The 15,850-nt window shown below is 57.6% G+C and carries 16 protein-coding genes and 1 pseudogene; 5 read left to right on the forward strand and 12 right to left on the reverse strand.

What is annotated here, in order from left to right; all coding sequences use genetic code 11:
• Window positions 1-26 precede the first annotated feature (26 nt).
• Both M5G26_RS23670 and hemE read left to right on the forward strand, forming a co-directional pair.
• Window positions 27-1,445, forward strand: coding sequence for an FAD-dependent oxidoreductase (locus M5G26_RS23670; protein ID WP_007909438.1), 1,419 nt, complete (start codon window positions 27-29; stop codon window positions 1,443-1,445).
• Between the two features lie 247 nt (window positions 1,446-1,692).
• Entirely contained in the window at window positions 1,693-2,760 is a 1,068-nt protein-coding gene (gene hemE, locus M5G26_RS23675) for a uroporphyrinogen decarboxylase (protein ID WP_038360078.1), read from the forward strand.
• Window positions 2,761-2,817: 57 nt separating this feature from the next.
• Here the strand turns inward: hemE and M5G26_RS23680 are convergent, their stop codons facing one another.
• From M5G26_RS23680 to M5G26_RS23690, 3 genes are all read right to left on the reverse strand, one after another.
• Window positions 2,818-3,462 carry a retron system putative HNH endonuclease gene (locus M5G26_RS23680; RefSeq protein ID WP_273916618.1) on the reverse strand — a complete coding sequence of 215 codons (645 nt, stop codon included), beginning with the start codon at window positions 3,460-3,462 and terminating at the stop codon, window positions 2,818-2,820.
• Window positions 3,459-4,730, reverse strand: a complete 1,272-nt coding sequence (locus tag M5G26_RS23685; RefSeq protein WP_273916619.1) for an AAA family ATPase — start codon at window positions 4,728-4,730, stop codon at window positions 3,459-3,461. Before M5G26_RS23685 ends, M5G26_RS23680 begins: the two co-directional genes overlap by 4 nt.
• Before the next feature lie 78 nt (window positions 4,731-4,808).
• Window positions 4,809-6,086, reverse strand: coding sequence for an MFS transporter (locus M5G26_RS23690; RefSeq protein ID WP_273916620.1), 1,278 nt, complete (start codon window positions 6,084-6,086; stop codon window positions 4,809-4,811).
• Window positions 6,087-6,204: 118 nt separating this feature from the next.
• Here M5G26_RS23690 and M5G26_RS23695 point away from each other — a divergent pair, with 118 nt between their 5' ends.
• A complete protein-coding gene (locus tag M5G26_RS23695; RefSeq protein WP_273916621.1) occupies window positions 6,205-7,107 on the forward strand; it encodes a LysR family transcriptional regulator in 903 nt (300 codons plus the stop codon).
• A gap of 214 nt (window positions 7,108-7,321) precedes the next feature.
• Here M5G26_RS23695 and M5G26_RS23700 read toward each other — a convergent pair whose 3' ends face one another.
• Window positions 7,322-7,720 carry a hypothetical protein gene (locus tag M5G26_RS23700; protein WP_273916622.1) on the reverse strand — a complete coding sequence of 133 codons (399 nt, stop codon included), beginning with the start codon at window positions 7,718-7,720 and terminating at the stop codon, window positions 7,322-7,324.
• A 302-nt stretch (window positions 7,721-8,022) separates the two neighbouring features.
• On the opposite strand from M5G26_RS23700, the pseudogene M5G26_RS23705 reads away from it, so the two are divergent.
• A pseudogene (locus M5G26_RS23705) lies at window positions 8,023-8,786 on the forward strand (LysR substrate-binding domain-containing protein); the annotation flags it as partial.
• A gap of 150 nt (window positions 8,787-8,936) precedes the next feature.
• Here the strand turns inward: M5G26_RS23705 and M5G26_RS23710 are convergent.
• Window positions 8,937-9,329, reverse strand: a complete 393-nt coding sequence (locus tag M5G26_RS23710) for a hypothetical protein (protein WP_273916623.1) — start codon at window positions 9,327-9,329, stop codon at window positions 8,937-8,939.
• Between the two features lie 267 nt (window positions 9,330-9,596).
• A complete protein-coding gene (locus M5G26_RS23715) occupies window positions 9,597-10,034 on the reverse strand; it encodes an excinuclease (protein ID WP_273916624.1) in 438 nt (145 codons plus the stop codon).
• 216 nt (window positions 10,035-10,250) lie between these two features.
• Here M5G26_RS23715 and M5G26_RS23720 point away from each other — a divergent pair, with 216 nt between their 5' ends.
• Window positions 10,251-10,634, forward strand: coding sequence for a type II toxin-antitoxin system PemK/MazF family toxin (locus M5G26_RS23720; RefSeq protein ID WP_016983865.1), 384 nt, complete (start codon window positions 10,251-10,253; stop codon window positions 10,632-10,634).
• A gap of 213 nt (window positions 10,635-10,847) precedes the next feature.
• On the opposite strand, the gene M5G26_RS23725 is transcribed toward M5G26_RS23720, so the two are convergent.
• From M5G26_RS23725 to M5G26_RS23750, 6 genes are read right to left on the reverse strand one after another with little or no spacing between them, the layout of a single operon-like run.
• Window positions 10,848-11,651: a hypothetical protein gene (locus tag M5G26_RS23725; RefSeq protein ID WP_134175920.1), complete on the reverse strand. Its 804-nt coding sequence runs from the start codon at window positions 11,649-11,651 to the stop codon at window positions 10,848-10,850.
• A 25-nt stretch (window positions 11,652-11,676) separates the two neighbouring features.
• Window positions 11,677-12,903 (reverse strand): beta-ketoacyl-ACP synthase, encoded by a 1,227-nt coding sequence (locus tag M5G26_RS23730; RefSeq protein WP_273916625.1) that lies wholly within the window; start codon window positions 12,901-12,903, stop codon window positions 11,677-11,679.
• Window positions 12,903-13,631 carry a 3-oxoacyl-ACP reductase FabG gene (fabG, locus tag M5G26_RS23735; RefSeq protein ID WP_273916626.1) on the reverse strand — a complete coding sequence of 243 codons (729 nt, stop codon included), beginning with the start codon at window positions 13,629-13,631 and terminating at the stop codon, window positions 12,903-12,905. The genes M5G26_RS23730 and fabG overlap by 1 nt, the downstream gene beginning before the upstream one ends.
• Complete coding sequence (locus tag M5G26_RS23740) at window positions 13,624-14,088, reverse strand: hotdog family protein (protein WP_122599392.1); 465 nt, start codon at window positions 14,086-14,088, stop codon at window positions 13,624-13,626. Before M5G26_RS23740 ends, fabG begins: the two co-directional genes overlap by 8 nt.
• On the reverse strand, window positions 14,085-15,281 hold the full coding sequence (locus M5G26_RS23745; RefSeq protein ID WP_273916627.1) for a beta-ketoacyl-[acyl-carrier-protein] synthase family protein: 1,197 nt from the start codon (window positions 15,279-15,281) through the stop codon (window positions 14,085-14,087). Before M5G26_RS23745 ends, M5G26_RS23740 begins: the two co-directional genes overlap by 4 nt.
• The gene (locus M5G26_RS23750) at window positions 15,278-15,733 is read right to left on the reverse strand and encodes a hypothetical protein (RefSeq protein WP_401046313.1); all 456 of its coding nucleotides are present in this window, start codon (window positions 15,731-15,733) and stop codon (window positions 15,278-15,280) included. The genes M5G26_RS23745 and M5G26_RS23750 overlap by 4 nt, the downstream gene beginning before the upstream one ends.
• Between the last annotated feature and the right edge of the window lie 117 nt (window positions 15,734-15,850).

The raw sequence follows: 15,850 nt of genomic DNA on the forward strand, positions 1-15,850 counted from the left end.
CTGAAGAGTTTGATGAGGTTTTAACAATGGCTGAACGTCTGAATAACGACTTCCAGTTCATCGATGTCGGGCGCAAAGATCCGAAGAAGAAACTGTTGCGTCAACGCAAGAAAGAGTTCGTCGAAATCTACGAACCGTTCAAACCCCAGCAGTCGGCCGATCAGGCCCACCGCTGCCTGGGTTGCGGCAACCCGTATTGCGAATGGAAGTGCCCGGTGCACAACTTCATTCCCAACTGGCTGAAGCTGGTGGCCGAAGGCAACATCCTTCAGGCTGCCGAGCTGTCGCACCAGACCAACACCCTGCCGGAAGTCTGCGGCCGGGTCTGTCCGCAGGATCGTCTGTGCGAGGGTGCCTGCACCCTTAACGACGGTTTCGGCGCGGTGACCATCGGTTCGGTCGAGAAGTACATCACCGACACCGCGTTCGCCATGGGCTGGCGCCCGGACATGTCCAAGGTCAAACCGACCGGCAAACGTGTCGCCATCATCGGTGCGGGCCCGGCAGGTCTGGGCTGTGCCGACGTGCTGGTACGTGGCGGCGTGACCCCGGTGGTTTTCGACAAGAACCCGGAAATCGGCGGTTTGCTGACCTTCGGCATCCCCGAGTTCAAGCTGGAAAAGACCGTGCTGAGCAATCGTCGCGAAGTCTTCACCGGCATGGGCATCGAGTTCCGTCTGAATACCGAAGTCGGCAAAGACGTGACCATGGAGCAACTGCTCGCCGAATACGATGCGGTGTTCATGGGCATGGGCACTTACACCTACATGAAGGGCGGCTTTGCCGGTGAGGATCTGCCGGGCGTGTATGACGCGCTGGACTTCCTGATCGCTAACGTCAATCGCAACCTGGGCTTTGAAAAGTCGCCGGAAGATTTCGTCGACATGAAAGGCAAGAAGGTTGTGGTGCTGGGCGGCGGTGACACGGCGATGGACTGCAACCGCACGTCGATCCGTCAGGGCGCCAAGTCGGTGACCTGCGCTTATCGTCGTGACGAAGCGAACATGCCCGGCTCGCGCAAAGAGGTGAAGAACGCCAAGGAAGAAGGCGTGAAATTCCTCTACAACCGCCAGCCGATCGCCATCGTTGGCGAAGACAAGGTTGAAGGTGTGAAGGTGGTTGAGACCCGTCTCGGCGAACCGGACGCCCGTGGCCGTCGCAGCCCTGAGCCGATCCCGGGTTCCGAAGAGATCATCCCGGCTGACGCCGTGGTTATCGCGTTCGGTTTCCGCCCGAGCCCGGCGCCGTGGTTCGAACAGTTCGAAATCCAGACCGACAGCCAGGGCCGCGTTGTTGCGCCTGAGCAAGGTCAGTACAAGCACCAGACCAGCAACCCGAAAATCTTCGCCGGTGGCGACATGGTGCGCGGTTCCGACCTGGTGGTGACGGCGATCTTCGAAGGCCGCAATGCTGCCGAAGGGATCCTCGATTACCTGGGCGTCTAAACCCGTCTAGCTGACTGCAATGCAATACCTGTGGGAGCTGGCTTGCCAGCGATAGCATCACCTCGGTCAATCTGACAAAACGAGGTGTCTGCATCGCTGGCAAGCCAGCTCCCACAGTGCTTTGTGTTGCTGCAAAATCTGCATTCCAACGCAATAAATTGACCCGATAGACAAAAGGCTGACCTGCATCCGTGCCTTTTGCGTCGAGCTCTGAGAAAATGCCCGCACTTTTTTTCCGGATGCCGACATGACTGCCCTGAAGAACGACCGTTTCCTCCGCGCCCTGCTCAAGCAACCCGTAGACGTCACCCCGGTGTGGATGATGCGTCAGGCCGGCCGCTACCTGCCGGAATACCGCGCCAGCCGCGCCCACGCAGGTGATTTCATGAGCCTGTGCATGAATCCGGAATTCGCCTGCGAAGTCACCATGCAACCGCTCGACCGCTATCCACAACTGGACGCGGCGATCCTGTTTTCCGACATCCTCACCATTCCCGATGCCATGGGCCAAGGCCTGTACTTCGAGACCGGTGAAGGTCCGCGCTTCAAGAAAGTCGTCAGCACCCTGGCCGACATCGAGGCCTTGCCGATCCCTGATCCGCACAAAGACCTCGGTTATGTGATGGACGCGGTCAGCACCATCCGTCGCGAGCTGAACGGCCGTGTGCCGTTGATCGGCTTCTCCGGCAGCCCGTGGACCCTGGCGACCTACATGGTCGAAGGCGGCTCGTCGAAAGACTTCCGCAAGACCAAAGCGATGCTTTACGACAACCCGCAGGCCATGCACCTGCTGCTGGATAAACTGGCGCAGTCGGTGACTTCGTACCTTAACGGCCAGATCATGGCTGGTGCGCAAGCGGTGCAGATCTTCGATACCTGGGGCGGCAACCTGTCGGCGGCGGCGTATCAGGAGTTCTCGCTGGCTTACATGAAGAAAATCGTCAGCGGCCTGATCCGCGAGCACGACGGGCGCAAAGTGCCGGTGATCCTCTTCACCAAAAACGGCGGCCTGTGGCTGGAAAGCATCGCCGACGCTGGCGCCGACGCCTTGGGTCTGGACTGGACCTGCGATATCGGCAACGCCCGCGCACGCGTTGGCGACAAGGTTGCCCTGCAAGGCAACATGGACCCGACCGTGCTCTACGCCAAACCGGAAGCGATCCGCACCGAAGTCGGGCGCATTCTGGCCAGCTACGGCAAGGGCAGTGGGCATGTGTTCAACCTCGGCCATGGCATCACGCCTGAGGTTGATCCGGAGCATGCGGGTGCGTTCCTGCGTGCGGTGCATGAGCTGTCGGCGCAGTATCACGAGTGATCACCACACCATAAAAAACGCCTGGCTAAATGCCGGGCGTTTTTGTTTGCGATGACTTTAGTGACCGAGAAGTTGTTCGGCGAAGCGCGCGATGATGTGATCGAAGGGCTTTTGATCTGAAACGCTGGCAGCTCGAATCACACTGACGAGATGCTCGAGATCTTCATTGCTGACACTCGCGATGAATTCATCATCAAAAAGTCGACGGATCGTGTCTCGGCGCCGATTGGTGAGATAGGCAATGTCGAGTGCCAGTACTTCTATCATCTTGGCTGCTGGCTGATCAGCAGAGTCCGCTGGTTGTATTTCACCATTCTGAAGGTATCTGAAGCGCAGTTCGCATTGCTCATTCAGTGGGGAAATATGTAACGTCTCTTCGAACCAGTTTCCTTTGCGATGTCCACAATGCAGCGGGTTGCCGGGCTTGGTTTCGCGCAGGCAGGAAGCGAAGAGATTCTGATAGTTCAGTGCTAAATCTTCGAAGTCTTCCTGAGGCCTGAAGTGTTCGATGTGACTGGTGGCCGCTTCTATCTCTCTACCGCAGTAGCAGCAAAGAAAACCTTGCTCCTGTAAAAGTGCTGCGTGCAGATATCTCTTTTGCGGGTTCTGCAGAGTTGGATATGTCGGAGCCCAGTCATCGTTCGCCGAGCTTTTCCAATCTGTAAATGAAGCAGGTTCAGTTCCTTTGAGCACTCGCTTCATTTGCCGAGGATCTCCTTGCGCCTGATCAAGGCTTCAGCGCCTGCGAATTCTGGAAGGTCAGGTGCTTTTTTCTTTAACGCAGCAAGTTGCGATTTAGCCTTTTTCAGATCGTTATCTTCTAAGGTTGAAAAGAGCTCCGAGAGTAGACTTTCAATCTCGGGTTCTCGCTGGTTAACACCCATGACTTCTTCGAGCACACTGCTCGAGTCCAGACCATATGTCACCCGCGGATGGGATGGGTCGCCGTTATTCAGAAGAATGACTTCTTGAGGTTTCAGGCTACCGATAATTTGCGGGGAGTGACTTGCGGCGATGAACTGAACCTTGGGAAATGCCTGCCTCAAGGCGGGCACGATGCTGCGTTGCCAGGCGGGATGCAGGTGGATATCCAGTTCGTCGATGATCACCACGCCAGCGGTATTTTTCAGAACATCCTTACCCATGTGGGGGTTGAGGATGCACATGCGGCGAGCGATATCAGTGAAGAGCGCAATCATCCCGCGCTGACCATCACTCAGGTCGCTAAATGGAAACGAGCGTGCCTCATCAAACTCTACCATCATGTTCTGAAGTCTTAGGTCATAGCGAATGCCCGTTGCACCAGGAACGGCGAGGCTGATCATAGAGTTGATCCAAGTCAGCTCAGTTTCTCTGCCGGTAAGCGGAGAACCTGCCTCCAACAGCCATTGCATGCGCTCAAGTGTTTTACCAATGACCCAACTTTCGAAGTCTCTGAGATTGGCCGACGCGTCGCTCCAGTTGTTGTAACCATCTAGTCGCGAGAGACGTTGACTGGCCGCGAACTCGGAGGAAACACCTGCGCCCCGCCACCGTCGGTTACTACGATAAAAAGCCAAGACAGGCAGGTCGATTGACTTACCTTTATCAATATTGGAGATTTTCTCCGTTACCTCTGCGTCCAGCAAAATATCCGATAAAAACGGAACATCGTGCCGCTCTCTCAACATGCTCCAGCTGGAGCAATCAAAAACTTGTCCATGGGCAGCTAGCACGACAGGAAAGCGGCGCTCGAACCTGCTGCGCCCCTCATACTTGTCGACCACAAACCGGATATCTTCATCTGGAAGATGGACTTCGCTTTTTCCTGTGGCGGCAACAAAATCTATGTAGCTTGCGGCTACCGCCTGCAACAACGAAGTCTTCCCGCTCCCATTCACCCCCACCACCAGGTTGAACCCGGGCTGGAAGTCAAAAGTGGCATCTTCGTAGCAACGAAAATTTTGAATGTGGAGACGGTCCAGGCGCATTCTGGCTTCCCTTTACCAAAGCAGACGAATGCCGTCAGTGTACCTTGGACCGTGATTACCGCTAGCGCGCAGTTGTCGCTAAACCTTTTCGCTTGTACCCAGCGGTGGCAACTTCGCCAGTTTCAACGCCACCAACAGCGCGATCAGCAACAACGAGCCGATAAACAACCCAATCCCGTTCCAGCCGCCGAGATGCCAGAACACCCCGCCCGCCGTGCCTGCAATGCTCGATCCTGCGTAATAGCTGAACAGGTACAACGACGAGGCCTGCCCCTTGGCCTTCGTCGCGCGTCGACCGATCCAACTGCTCGCCACCGAATGCGCGCCGAAGAAGCCGAACGTGAAGATCAACATGCCGACAATCACCAGCGGCAGCGGCGTCAACATCGTCAACGCAAGACCCGCAAACATCAATGCAATCGTCGCCCACAACACTTTGCGCCGCCCTAACTTATCCGCCAGCGAGCCAATCTTCGCCGAGCTGTAGATCCCCGACAGGTACACCACCGACAGCAGACCCACGAACACCTGATCAAGGTTGTACGGCGCCGCCAGCAAGCGATAACCGATGTAGTTGAACAGCGTGACGAACGCGCCCATCAGCAGGAACGCTTCAAGAAACAGCAGCGGCAGGCCGGCATCGCGAAAGTGTATGGTGAAGCCGTCAAGCAAACTGCGCGGGTGCAGCGAGCGTGAACGGAAGTTGCGCGATTCGGGAAGGATTTTCCAGAACACCGCTGCGGCAATCATCGCCAGACCGCCGATCACCAGCATCGCCGTGTGCCAGCTGACGAAGTCGATCAACACGCCGGTGATCAAGCGCCCGCTCATCCCGCCAATGGCATTGCCGCCGATGTACAAGCCCATCGCCAGGCCAATGTGTTGCGGATGAATTTCTTCACTCAGGTAAGTCATCGCCACCGCTGCCAGACCGCTCAACGACAGCCCGATCAGCGCACGCATGATCAGCACGCCTTCCCAGCTCGGCATCATTGCGCTGGCCATGGTGCACAGCGCCGCTGCGAACAGCGCAGTCACCATCACCGGTTTGCGCCCGACCCGATCGGAAATCGGCCCGGTGATCAGCAGGCCGATGGCGAGCATGCCGGTGGCGACCGAGAGGATCAGGCTGCTCTGCGCGGCGTTGATCCCGTACTCATGGGACAACAGCGGCATCATCGGTTGCACGCAATACAGCAGGGCAAACGTCGCGAAGCCGCCGCTGAACAGCGCCAGCACCGTGCGCATGAACATCGGTGTGCCTTTTTCGATGTAGATCTCTTGCAGCTCGGCGACGACATCGTCCGCCGCAGCAGGCGGGACTTCATGGGCAAGGGGCGCGACAGCAGTTTTCACTTCAGACCTCGGAGGGCACGGCCAGGCAGGCAATGAAAAAATCATATAGCTGGCTAATGTTTCTATCCAATATATTGTTCGACCTGTTTGATAGCTTTAACGACCTAATGGGGTTTCCATGGAATTGCGTCATCTGCGCTACTTCATCGCCGTCGCCGAAGAACTGCATTTTGGCCGCGCGGCACAGGTGCTGGGGATTTCTCAGCCGCCGCTGAGCCAGCAGATTCAAGCGTTGGAGCAAGAAGTGGGGGCGCGCCTGTTTGAGCGCACCAATCGGCGGGTCGAGCTGAGTGAGGCCGGGCGGCTGTTTCTCGAAGAGGCGCGGCTGGTCTTGGCGCAAGTGGATAAAGCGGCGGACGTCGCCCGACGCGCGCAACTGGGTGAACTGGGTGAGTTGAAGATTGGCTTCACCTCGTCGGCGCCCTTCAACTCGACCATTCCGCAGGCGATCTTTGCCTTTCGCCAGCGTTTTCCGGCGGTGCATCTCAACCTTCGTGAGATGAGTAGCACGCAAGTTGCCGAAGGCCTGGTGGATGAGTCGATCGAGGTCGGGATCATGCGCCCGCTGGGTCTGCCCGATTCGCTGAGTGTGGTCGAGTTGATGCGCGAACCGTTGGTCGCCGTGCTCGGCTCCAAGCATCCGTTGGCGCAAGGCAGTGACGAAGGACTGTTCCTCTCGGCGCTGGCGCTGGAGCCGTTCGTGTTCTTTCCGCGCAGTTACGGCAGCGGGCTGTATGCGCAATTGCTGAGTCTGGCGCGCGATGCCGGGTTCAGCCCGCACTTCGCCCAAGAGGCGGGCGAGGCGATGACCATTATCGGTCTGGTCGCAGCGGGGTTGGGGGTTTCGGTGCTGCCGGCGTCCTATCAGCGGATGCGCATCGACGGCGTGGTCTATCGACCATTGCTCGATCCGGAGGCGGTGTCGGCGGTGTGGCTGGTGCAGCGCAAAGATCAGAAGTCGCCAATGGCCAAGGCGTTTGTCGACCTGCTCACACGCAAGGTCGAGCCGCTGACTGTGTGATAGCGGCTGGTGGTCTCGCGAGCAGGCCCGCTCCTAAAAAGATGTGCTGATTCTATAGCCACCAGCAGGAGTGCAGTGTCTGGTGCGTCCGTTAACCAGTCCGTGAGTTTATTCAGGTATGTTCTGTAGGTTTCTAAGTCTACCTACCCGAGTCAGTGTGAGAAAAGTACCGATGGTTGTTGACGGAAAAGCCTTGGCTCTACAACCGCTCGGTTCAGTTAAGATATTTACGATTGCTAATACTCATCGAGACCGCGCAATACATCGTTTTACCTTTGTATTCATGCTTGATGTTTCGCTTAAAGGGAGTTTTAAAACTTTGAAACTCAATTATTTCTGCAAGTTCTTCATCTTTTTCTCCGTAGCGAATGTTAGTGTTTAGATATTCTTCGAATTTAGATACATAGTCCTCAATCGAGACGTTAATCTCAGACCCGTTCGCCTCGACCCTGAGTGTTCCTCTCAAAGTTAAGGGAGCCCCGTGAACTTTTTCGTAGTAACGGTATTCCTCGTCTTTGGTTCTTATTTCTGTATAGCTATCTCCGGTGACAGCTATCATGAGGTTTTGGATTTCGTCTTTTAATTGTTGCCGGGAAGATATTTCAATACTCATGATAAATTCCTTTATCAAAAAAACAGTTAGGGTTTGTGCACTAATCCAATTGCTGATGGTGTCTCGCTTAGGGAGATAGAATGTGTGCGCCAAGCTGTTTTTGCACCTGTCAGAAATGACAGCTATTAGACTCGATTGCACTAAAAACTTGGTGGTTTCATGGTATTCGTTATAACTGATGAAATGTTTTTCGATTGGTTATTCTTTAAGTTGATTGTTTGGCAGGGACACAATGAAAATTGCGACGTGGTGTTAGTGTATGAAGCTGGATACTGTTTGAGGGCCTGATAGGCAGGGTCAGCAAGGTAGGCGCGCGGCTGTTCGAGCGCACCAAATCGTCGTGTTGAGCTGAGTGAGACCGGGCGGTTGTTTCTGGAGGAGGCGCGGGCAGGTTGATAAGGCGGTGGACGTCGCCCGACGCGCGCAACTGGGTGAACTGGGTGAGTTGAAGATTGGCTTCACCTCGTCTGCGCCGTTCAACTCGACGATTCCGCAGGCGATCTTTGCCTTTCGTCAGCGCTTTCAGGCGGTGCATCTGAACCTGCGCGAAATGAGCAGCGCCATGGTCGCCGATGCCCTGCTCGATCAATCGATCGAGGTGGGGATCATGCGCCCGCTGGGCTTGCCGGATTCGTTGAGCGTGGTTGAGTTGATGCGCGAGCCGTTAGTGGCGGTGCTCAGTTCCAAGCCTCCGTTGGCCCAAGGCAGCGACCAAGGTCTTTTCCTCTCGGCGCTGGCGCTGGAGCCGTTCGTGTTCTTTCCGCGCAGTTACGGCAGCGGGCTGTATGCGCAATTGCTGAGTCTGGCGCGCGATGCCGGGTTCAGCCCGCACTTTGCGCAAGAGGCGGGTGAGGCGATGACCATCATCGGTCTGGTCGCAGCGGGGCTCGGAGTTTCGGTGCTGCCGGCGTCCTATCAGCGGATGCGCATCGACGGCGTGGTCTATCGACCATTGCTCGATCCGGAGGCGGTGTCGGCGGTGTGGCTGGTGCAGCGCAAAGATCAGAAGTCGCCAATGGCCAAGGCGTTTGTCGACCTGCTCACACGCAAGGTCGAGCCTTTGTGAGGGCTGATGGCCCTTCGCGAGCAGCCTTACACACATTTGATCAAAGTCACCTGTGGGAGCAAGCCTGCCCGAGAAGAAGCCCGAAGTAGAAGGCACATAAGTTCAGTGAGCCGACCAAGGTAACCTCACGAGAACCGCGAAATAGATTTTTTATTGATCTACCAGATATGTATTAATAACATTCAGGTTTATAAATATCCGGCACCTCATTGTGGTTGAATTGTGGGTGGTTATGACTTCCTTTTCAGTGTCAATAGTAGATGGGTGGGTGTCGCCAAAATGAAAGTCCTCGATATACTTGTCGAGAGATATTGGGGTCGAAGAGCCACTGGCGGTTACCTTGGCCGTCAATAAGTATTCGTTTATGGATGGGCGGTTAAGTATTTCAAAACGCGCATCCTGCTGCCGGGGTTTTACTTTGAATATGTATGTTGCCTGTTCTTCAAATGTTTGATTGGCGCTATTGGCGTCTTTAGTGGCTTGCACCATCAATGACACCAACATGTTCTTAAGTTCTGCTTCGTCTTTTATGGTTTTGGTCATTTAACTGAACTCCAGTAGATTTTGGCAAAGTAAGATATCTTTCTCTGGGTTGTAATGCATGAGTTCGCGAAGAACGAAAATAAAACAGTTCAATTCCCTTCGCACCTGTCAACATTGACAGGTTTTAAGAATATATTTCTTGTTGCTGTGCGCTTTTTGGTTGATTTTTATATAAGCATTGCTTTTATCAGCAGATGAATAATTAACGTATACGTATTGCGGCAGTATCAATCCGTGTCCGGTCAATGGCTTCAAAGTGATGTCAGCTTAATCTACGTGGACCAAATCCCCCTTCAGCGCCACCCGCGTGACAAATATCCCCGCCCGGCACTCGTAGGTATTCAAATCCTTGCGCACATGCTGGTCGTAGTAACTGACGATATTCACCACTGCATTCGCCCCGACTCGTTTGGCATCGGCCTGCAACTTGATCAGGTTCGACTGCAACACCCACTCGCAGGAGTTGTGGTCACTCTTGTTGAAACCGTTGGTTTTCAGATCACTGACCACCCCACGCCGCAACAACTGCTGCCTGCCCTGCGGCCCATTGCCGAGCAGATAAAACTTCACACTGCCATCCAGCCGCCCGGCGCGAATCGCGTCCGACAGCACGGTTTCGAAGGGCATGAACATCAGATTGGTGGCGTGGCTGGCGCTGGGTAGTAGCGCGAAAAGCGCAGCGGCGATCAGGGCTTTCACTTGCATGGTCATCTCCTTGACGGTGAAAGAGAACCGCGAGTGCTCGACCGATCGGGCTCGCCGTTCTGACAGGCGTATTGATGGCCTGCATGAGCGAGTGTAGATGCTGCGTGGCGAGTGTTCAGCTTGTGGAGCCGTGTTCACCACATTTGCGGTTACGAACTGTTTTAGCGAGTGTTTGTTTTCTTGCGCAGAATCGATTTCTTTAAGTGAGTGCCATGGATGCCACTTCGATACCAGCCCAAGGAAGGTAGTGTTCTGATCTGCGACTTCAGAGGTTATGAAGTACCTGAGATGGTCAAGGTCAGACCCGTTGTCGTGATACGCAAACACAGAACCAACAGTATGTTGGTGACGGTCGTGCCGCTGAGTACCACTGCGCCGGATTGCTTACTTGATCACCATTACGAACTCTCCAGCCATCTTCAAGGCGCCAGCCCGATCTGTTGGGCGAAGTGCGATATGGTGGCCACTGTCAGCCTTTCCCGACTGGATCGAATCAAAAGCAGAGATCGTGAAGGAAAGCGTGTCTATCTGATCTCACACCTTGAAACAGAAGAGTTCTACGCCGTTAAAGCCGCAGTCAGGCGGGCGCTTGGGCTGTAATGGCAACAGAAGTGGCGCAGTGAGGCTAAACGCCAGCCGTTGTCCGGATTGATGATTCGGGCAATACTGCGAGCGTTCCCGCAAGGGGCTTGTGAGACTCTGAGGATCCTGGGCAACCAGCCATCGCAGAGCCAGACAGGTAATCGGCGATGACAAGCCAACCTGTTTGTGAAAGGGCGCCGAATGGCGCCCTTTGTCGTTTCTACAATCCCATCAATCCACGTGCGCCAAATCTCCGCGCAACGCCACGCTCGACACCACCAGCCCGGCACGGCACTGGAATTTTTCGGTGTCTTTGTACAGGTCTCGCTGGTCGACGCTGGCGATGTTGATCACCGCGTTGGCGTCGGCTTTTTTTGCGGCGTTCTGCAGAGTCGCCAGCGCCGATTGCAGGGCCCAGAAGCAGGCGTCTTCGTCGGATTTGTTCGAGCCGTTGGTTTTGCGGCTGCTGCTCACGGTGTCGAGTTTGCGCACTTGCTTGGGCAGGGTTTCGCCGGCCAGGTAGAACTTCACGCTGCCGTCGAGCAGGCCGGCGTCGGTGGCGCGTTTGACGCCTTCGCGGAAGCTCAGGTAAGTCGGCTCGTCGGCGCCCTGTTTGATGATGCCGAGGTCGTTGACGGCTTCGATGTCCGGGTTGATCGACAGCTCTTTGAGTACGTTGTCGCGCAGGCGGTTGACCCAGCGGTTGTAGTTGCCGTGGATCTTGCCGTCCTTGGCGTCGAGGCCGTAGCTGCTGCGGTAATCGATTTCGAACGAAGTCGGGGTGAACGGGATATCGACTTCGGCGTGATGGCGACCGCGCACGGTGATCGCCGCTTTGATCATGCCCGGACGCACCGATTGCACGACCCATTGGCGGTCATTGAGCGCGGTGACGATGGCGCGGCTCATCTGTTGCTGGGTGAAGCCGAGGTTGGGCGAGAACTCTTCCCTGGCGTTGTAAACCGGTTTGCTGGTGCAACCGCCGAGCACAAGAACAAGTGCCAGTAGCGCGGCGATGCGGTGAAACTGAGTCATTCCCTTCACTCCAAACGTGTTGCGGTCAGTGCCAGCGGCGGAAAATCAACGAGGTGTTGACGCCACCAAAAGCGAAATTGTTGTTCATCACGTAGTCGTGATGCATCTGGCGGAATTCACCGCGCAGGTAATCGAGCTTGCCGCAGTGCGGATCGACCTCGTCGAGGTTGAACGTGTGCACGTACAGGTCGCGGTTCATCATCTCGATGCTGAACCACGACTCCAGCGCGCCGCAGGCGCCGAGGGTGTGGCCGAGGAAACTCTTCTGCGAGCTGATCGGCATGTGTTCGCCGAACAAACTGCTGGTTGCCAGTGTTTCGGCAATATCGCCCTGTTCTGTAGCCGTGCCGTGACCATTTACATAACCAATGGCATCCGGGGTCAGGCCGGCGTCTTCCAGCGCCAGTTCCATGGCGCGGCGCATGGTCACTTGTTCCGGGCGTGTGGTGTGCTGGCCGTCGGCGTTGCTGCCGAAACCGACGATCTCGGCGTGGATGTGCGCACCGCGGGCGAGGGCGTGCTCCAGCTCTTCGAGCACGAGCATGCCGCCGCCTTCACCGATCACCAGACCATCGCGGCCCTTGTCATACGGGCGTGGACTGGTCTGCGGCGCATCGTTCTTCAGGCTGGTGGCGTAGAGTGCGTCGAAGACCATGGCTTCGGTAGGGCACAGCTCTTCGGCGCCGCCGGCGAGCATCAACGGCAGGCGGCCGAACTTGATCGCCTCGTAGGCGTAACCGATGCCCTGACTGCCGCTGGTGCAGGCGCTGGACGTCGGGATCAGCCGCCCGGTCAGGCCAAAGAAGATGCTGATGTTGGCGGCGGTGGTGTGCGGCATCATCCGCACGTAGGAGTTGGCGTTGAGGCCTTCGGCCACCGAGTTGAGCAGCATGTTGCCGAACGCTTTGATCTCGTCGGTGCTACCGGTGGACGAACCGCAAGCCACGCCCATTCTGCCGTCCTTGATCGATTCGTCACCGAGCAAACCGGCGTCAGCCAGGGCGTTTTCTGCCGCCCGAACCGCCAGCCGCGACACCCGGCCCATACTGCGCAGTTGTTTGCGCGTCCAGTGCGCAGGTACTTCGAAGTCATCGATCGGCCCGGCCAGACGCGTGTTGAGTTCGCTGAAGCGATCCCACTCGTCCATCCGGCGAATGCCGCTGCGGTTGGCCGCGAAATTGCCGGCGATGGTCTCCCAGTCGCTGCCCAGCGAGGTGATGCCGGCCATGCCGGTGACGACGACGCGCTTCATCAGCACAAGCCTCCGTTGACCGCCAGCACCTGGCGGGTGATGTACGAGGCTTCCGCCGACATCAGGAAATTCACCGCACTGGCCACCTCTTCCGGGGTGCCCATGCGTTGCGCGGGGATCATCTTCATCAATTCTTCCACCGGCACGTTTTCATCCAGCATCGCCGTGTCGATCAGGCCCGGTGCGACGCAGTTAACCGTGATTTTGCGCTTGCCCAGCTCGATCGCCAACGCTTTTGCCGCGCCGATCACACCAGCCTTGGAGGCGCTGTAGTTGACCTGGCCACGGTTGCCGATCAGCCCCGACACCGAGGTGATGCAGACAATGCGCCCGGCGGCGCGGCGGCGGATCATCGGCATCATCACCGGGTGCAGAACGTTGTAGAAACCGTCGAGGTTGGTGCGCAACACCACGTCCCAATCGTCATCGCTCAGCGCCGGAAACGCGCCGTCGCGGGTCAGGCCAGCATTGAGCACCACACCGTAATAGGCGCCGTGGCTTTCGACGTCGGCTTCGAGAATGGTTTTGCAGGTTTCGCGGTCGGCGACGTCGAATTGCAGGATGCGCGCCTTGCGCCCCAGCGCTTCGATTTCCGCCTGAACGCCTTGCGACTCAGTCACGCCGCTGCGGCAATGCAGGACGATATCGTGCCCGGCCTGCGCCAGACGCAAGGCAATGGCGCGGCCGATGCCACGGCTGGAGCCGGTGACCAGTACGGATTCAGTCATCGTTCGACTCCTGTGTCTGTTGCAGATATTGAGTGACCTGAGGCGGACGGAACACGTTCAGGCGTGCGCTGGCGTGAATGCCGGCGCCGTTGATATGGCATTCGAACACGCCCATGCCGTTGTCGTCTTCCAGCGAGCGCAGGCCATGGATGGTCAGTTCGCTGCCGGCGGGAAAGGCTTCGACGTTGCACTCGAACTTGCGTGTGCCGAGCAGAAAGCCCAGCTCCACCGGATTGCCTTTCTGCCGCGCGTGACAACCGGCAAACGCGGCGACGCTCTGCGCCATCAGCTCGATGCCGACCCAGGCTGGGAGGCTGCCGTCGGGCAGATTGAACAAGCCATCGGGCTTGACCGTGAGGCGGGTGTAAATCTGCTCGTCGTCAAAGCTTGTGATGCTGTCGATCAGAATCATGTCGCCCGCATGGGGCAGCAGTTCGGCGAGCGGCCAATCAGTCATGGGGCGTCTCCGATAATCAGGCTGACGTTGTTGCCGCCGAAGGCAAACGAGTTGCTCATCAGGTAGCGGGGTGCAATGGACGTCAGGCGCTCGCTCGCGGTCACCCACTGCAGCGGCGGCAGCGCGGGATCGGCCTGCGCGTCCCAGACGTGCGGCGGCAAGGCGTGGGCGGGGTTGTCGGTGCTCAGGCTCAACCAGCAAAACGCCGCTTCCAGAGCCCCGGCCGCGCCGAGGGTGTGGCCGGTCATCGGTTTGGTCGACGAACAGGCGACGCCTTCGGCGAACAGCGTGGCGACGGCCAGACTTTCCATCGCGTCGTTGTGTTGGGTGGCGGTGCCGTGCAGGTTCAGGTAGTTGATCTGCGTTGCTTGCAGGTGCGCGCGGTTCAAGGCTTTCTGCATCGCTTGCAAGGCTCCGCGCCCGGCCGGCTCAGGGGCGGAAATGTGATGCGCGTCGGAACTGGCGCCGGCGCCGAGCAAGGCAATGGCCGGACCTTCGCCCTGTTGTTTGCTCATCACGAACAGCACTGCCGCTTCGCCGATATTGATGCCGCTGCGGTTGGCCGAGAATGGATTGCAGCGCTCGTCGGACATCGCTTCGAGTGACGAAAAACCATTGAGCGTCAGTTTGCACAGACTGTCGACGCCGCCGCATAGCACCGCGTCGCACACGCCCAGGTCGAGCAAACGCTGAGCGCTCATCAGTGCACGGGCGCTGGAGGTGCATGCCGTGGAAATCACATACGCCGGGCCGCTCAGTTGCAGCCAATCGGCGAGGAAGTTGGCCGGGGCGCCGAGTTCCTGTTGCCGATAGTCGTACTCGGCGGGGAACTGCTGCTCGCGAATATAATGCGCCAGACTACGGCTGGCCTCGTCGATGCCCGAGGTGCTGGTGCCGAGCACTACACCGATGCGCTCGCGGCCGAAGCGCTGGATGGCTTGATCAATGTCATCGCGAATCTGCAACGCCGCTTCCAGCAACAGCTGATTATTGCGGCTGCGTTGATCGGCGAGTTCTGCCGGGATCGGCGCCAGTTCGCCGTGAACGGCGGCCACCGGCATCTCACGCTCCGGCACCCAACCGGACTCGCGGCGCATGCCCGAGCAGTCGCCGGCGAACAGGTTGCGCGCAACTTCGGACTTGTCGCGACCCAGTGCGCAGATCACGCCGAGGGCATTCAGGTAAGCGGTCATGGCGTCGGTTCGCCCAACGGAGAAACGCGGTAGTGCGGGCCTTGAGGCAGGTTCAATTCGAAGCTCAACGGTTGTGAATAGTGGATATCCCAACGCGCCGGCAGAGAACGTTGCTGTCCCTGTTGTTGCGCGGCGGGGTAATTTCGCAGCAGTTCGCCGGACGGGGTCAGGGCGAACAACAGTGCAGCAAACAATTCCCGGGCTTCCGGGTTCGGCGGCAGCAGCCCATCGGCCTGCCAGTGGCCGTCGATCAGCTGTTGACGCGCCAAGGGAATGCCCAGCGGGTCCATCATCGACCAGCGGATACCCGGGCCTTCGCGCTGGATCACCAGCAGCCAGTCCTGGCGTTGTTCGGCTTGTTGGCGTTCGATGTGCAGTTGCAACGGGAGAGGCAGTGTCGGGTTGCCCGCCGGCAGCGGCGCCTGGCTGGCGCAGGCACTTAACAAAAGCATCAAACCGACCACAAAAAGTCGCCACACCGCGGACCTTGTGGGAGCTGGCTTGCCAGCGATGACGTCGGCACATCCGACACTGATGCAAGCTGATCCACCGCTATCGCTGGCAAGCCA

Origin of the sequence: Pseudomonas sp. TNT2022 ID642 (genome assembly GCF_028656995.1) — a bacterium.
Classification (GTDB): Bacteria; Pseudomonadota; Gammaproteobacteria; order Pseudomonadales; family Pseudomonadaceae; genus Aquipseudomonas.

Coding starts and splice junctions, on each gene's coding strand:
- M5G26_RS23725 (WP_134175920.1), bottom strand. CDS start 11,651: ATGACTCAGTTTCACCGCATCGCCGCGCTACTGGCACTTGTTCTTGTG.
- M5G26_RS23720 (WP_016983865.1), top strand. CDS start 10,251: ATGCCACTTCGATACCAGCCCAAGGAAGGTAGTGTTCTGATCTGCGAC.
- hemE (WP_038360078.1), top strand. CDS start 1,693: ATGACTGCCCTGAAGAACGACCGTTTCCTCCGCGCCCTGCTCAAGCAA.
- M5G26_RS23700 (WP_273916622.1), bottom strand. CDS start 7,720: ATGAGTATTGAAATATCTTCCCGGCAACAATTAAAAGACGAAATCCAA.
- M5G26_RS23670 (WP_007909438.1), top strand. CDS start 27: ATGGCTGAACGTCTGAATAACGACTTCCAGTTCATCGATGTCGGGCGC.
- M5G26_RS23715 (WP_273916624.1), bottom strand. CDS start 10,034: ATGCAAGTGAAAGCCCTGATCGCCGCTGCGCTTTTCGCGCTACTACCC.
- fabG (WP_273916626.1), bottom strand. CDS start 13,631: ATGACTGAATCCGTACTGGTCACCGGCTCCAGCCGTGGCATCGGCCGC.
- M5G26_RS23680 (WP_273916618.1), bottom strand. CDS start 3,462: ATGAAGCGAGTGCTCAAAGGAACTGAACCTGCTTCATTTACAGATTGG.
- M5G26_RS23685 (WP_273916619.1), bottom strand. CDS start 4,730: ATGCGCCTGGACCGTCTCCACATTCAAAATTTTCGTTGCTACGAAGAT.
- M5G26_RS23750 (WP_401046313.1), bottom strand. CDS start 15,733: ATGCTTTTGTTAAGTGCCTGCGCCAGCCAGGCGCCGCTGCCGGCGGGC.
- M5G26_RS23730 (WP_273916625.1), bottom strand. CDS start 12,903: ATGAAGCGCGTCGTCGTCACCGGCATGGCCGGCATCACCTCGCTGGGC.
- M5G26_RS23745 (WP_273916627.1), bottom strand. CDS start 15,281: ATGACCGCTTACCTGAATGCCCTCGGCGTGATCTGCGCACTGGGTCGC.
- M5G26_RS23695 (WP_273916621.1), top strand. CDS start 6,205: ATGGAATTGCGTCATCTGCGCTACTTCATCGCCGTCGCCGAAGAACTG.
- M5G26_RS23740 (WP_122599392.1), bottom strand. CDS start 14,088: ATGACTGATTGGCCGCTCGCCGAACTGCTGCCCCATGCGGGCGACATG.
- M5G26_RS23710 (WP_273916623.1), bottom strand. CDS start 9,329: ATGACCAAAACCATAAAAGACGAAGCAGAACTTAAGAACATGTTGGTG.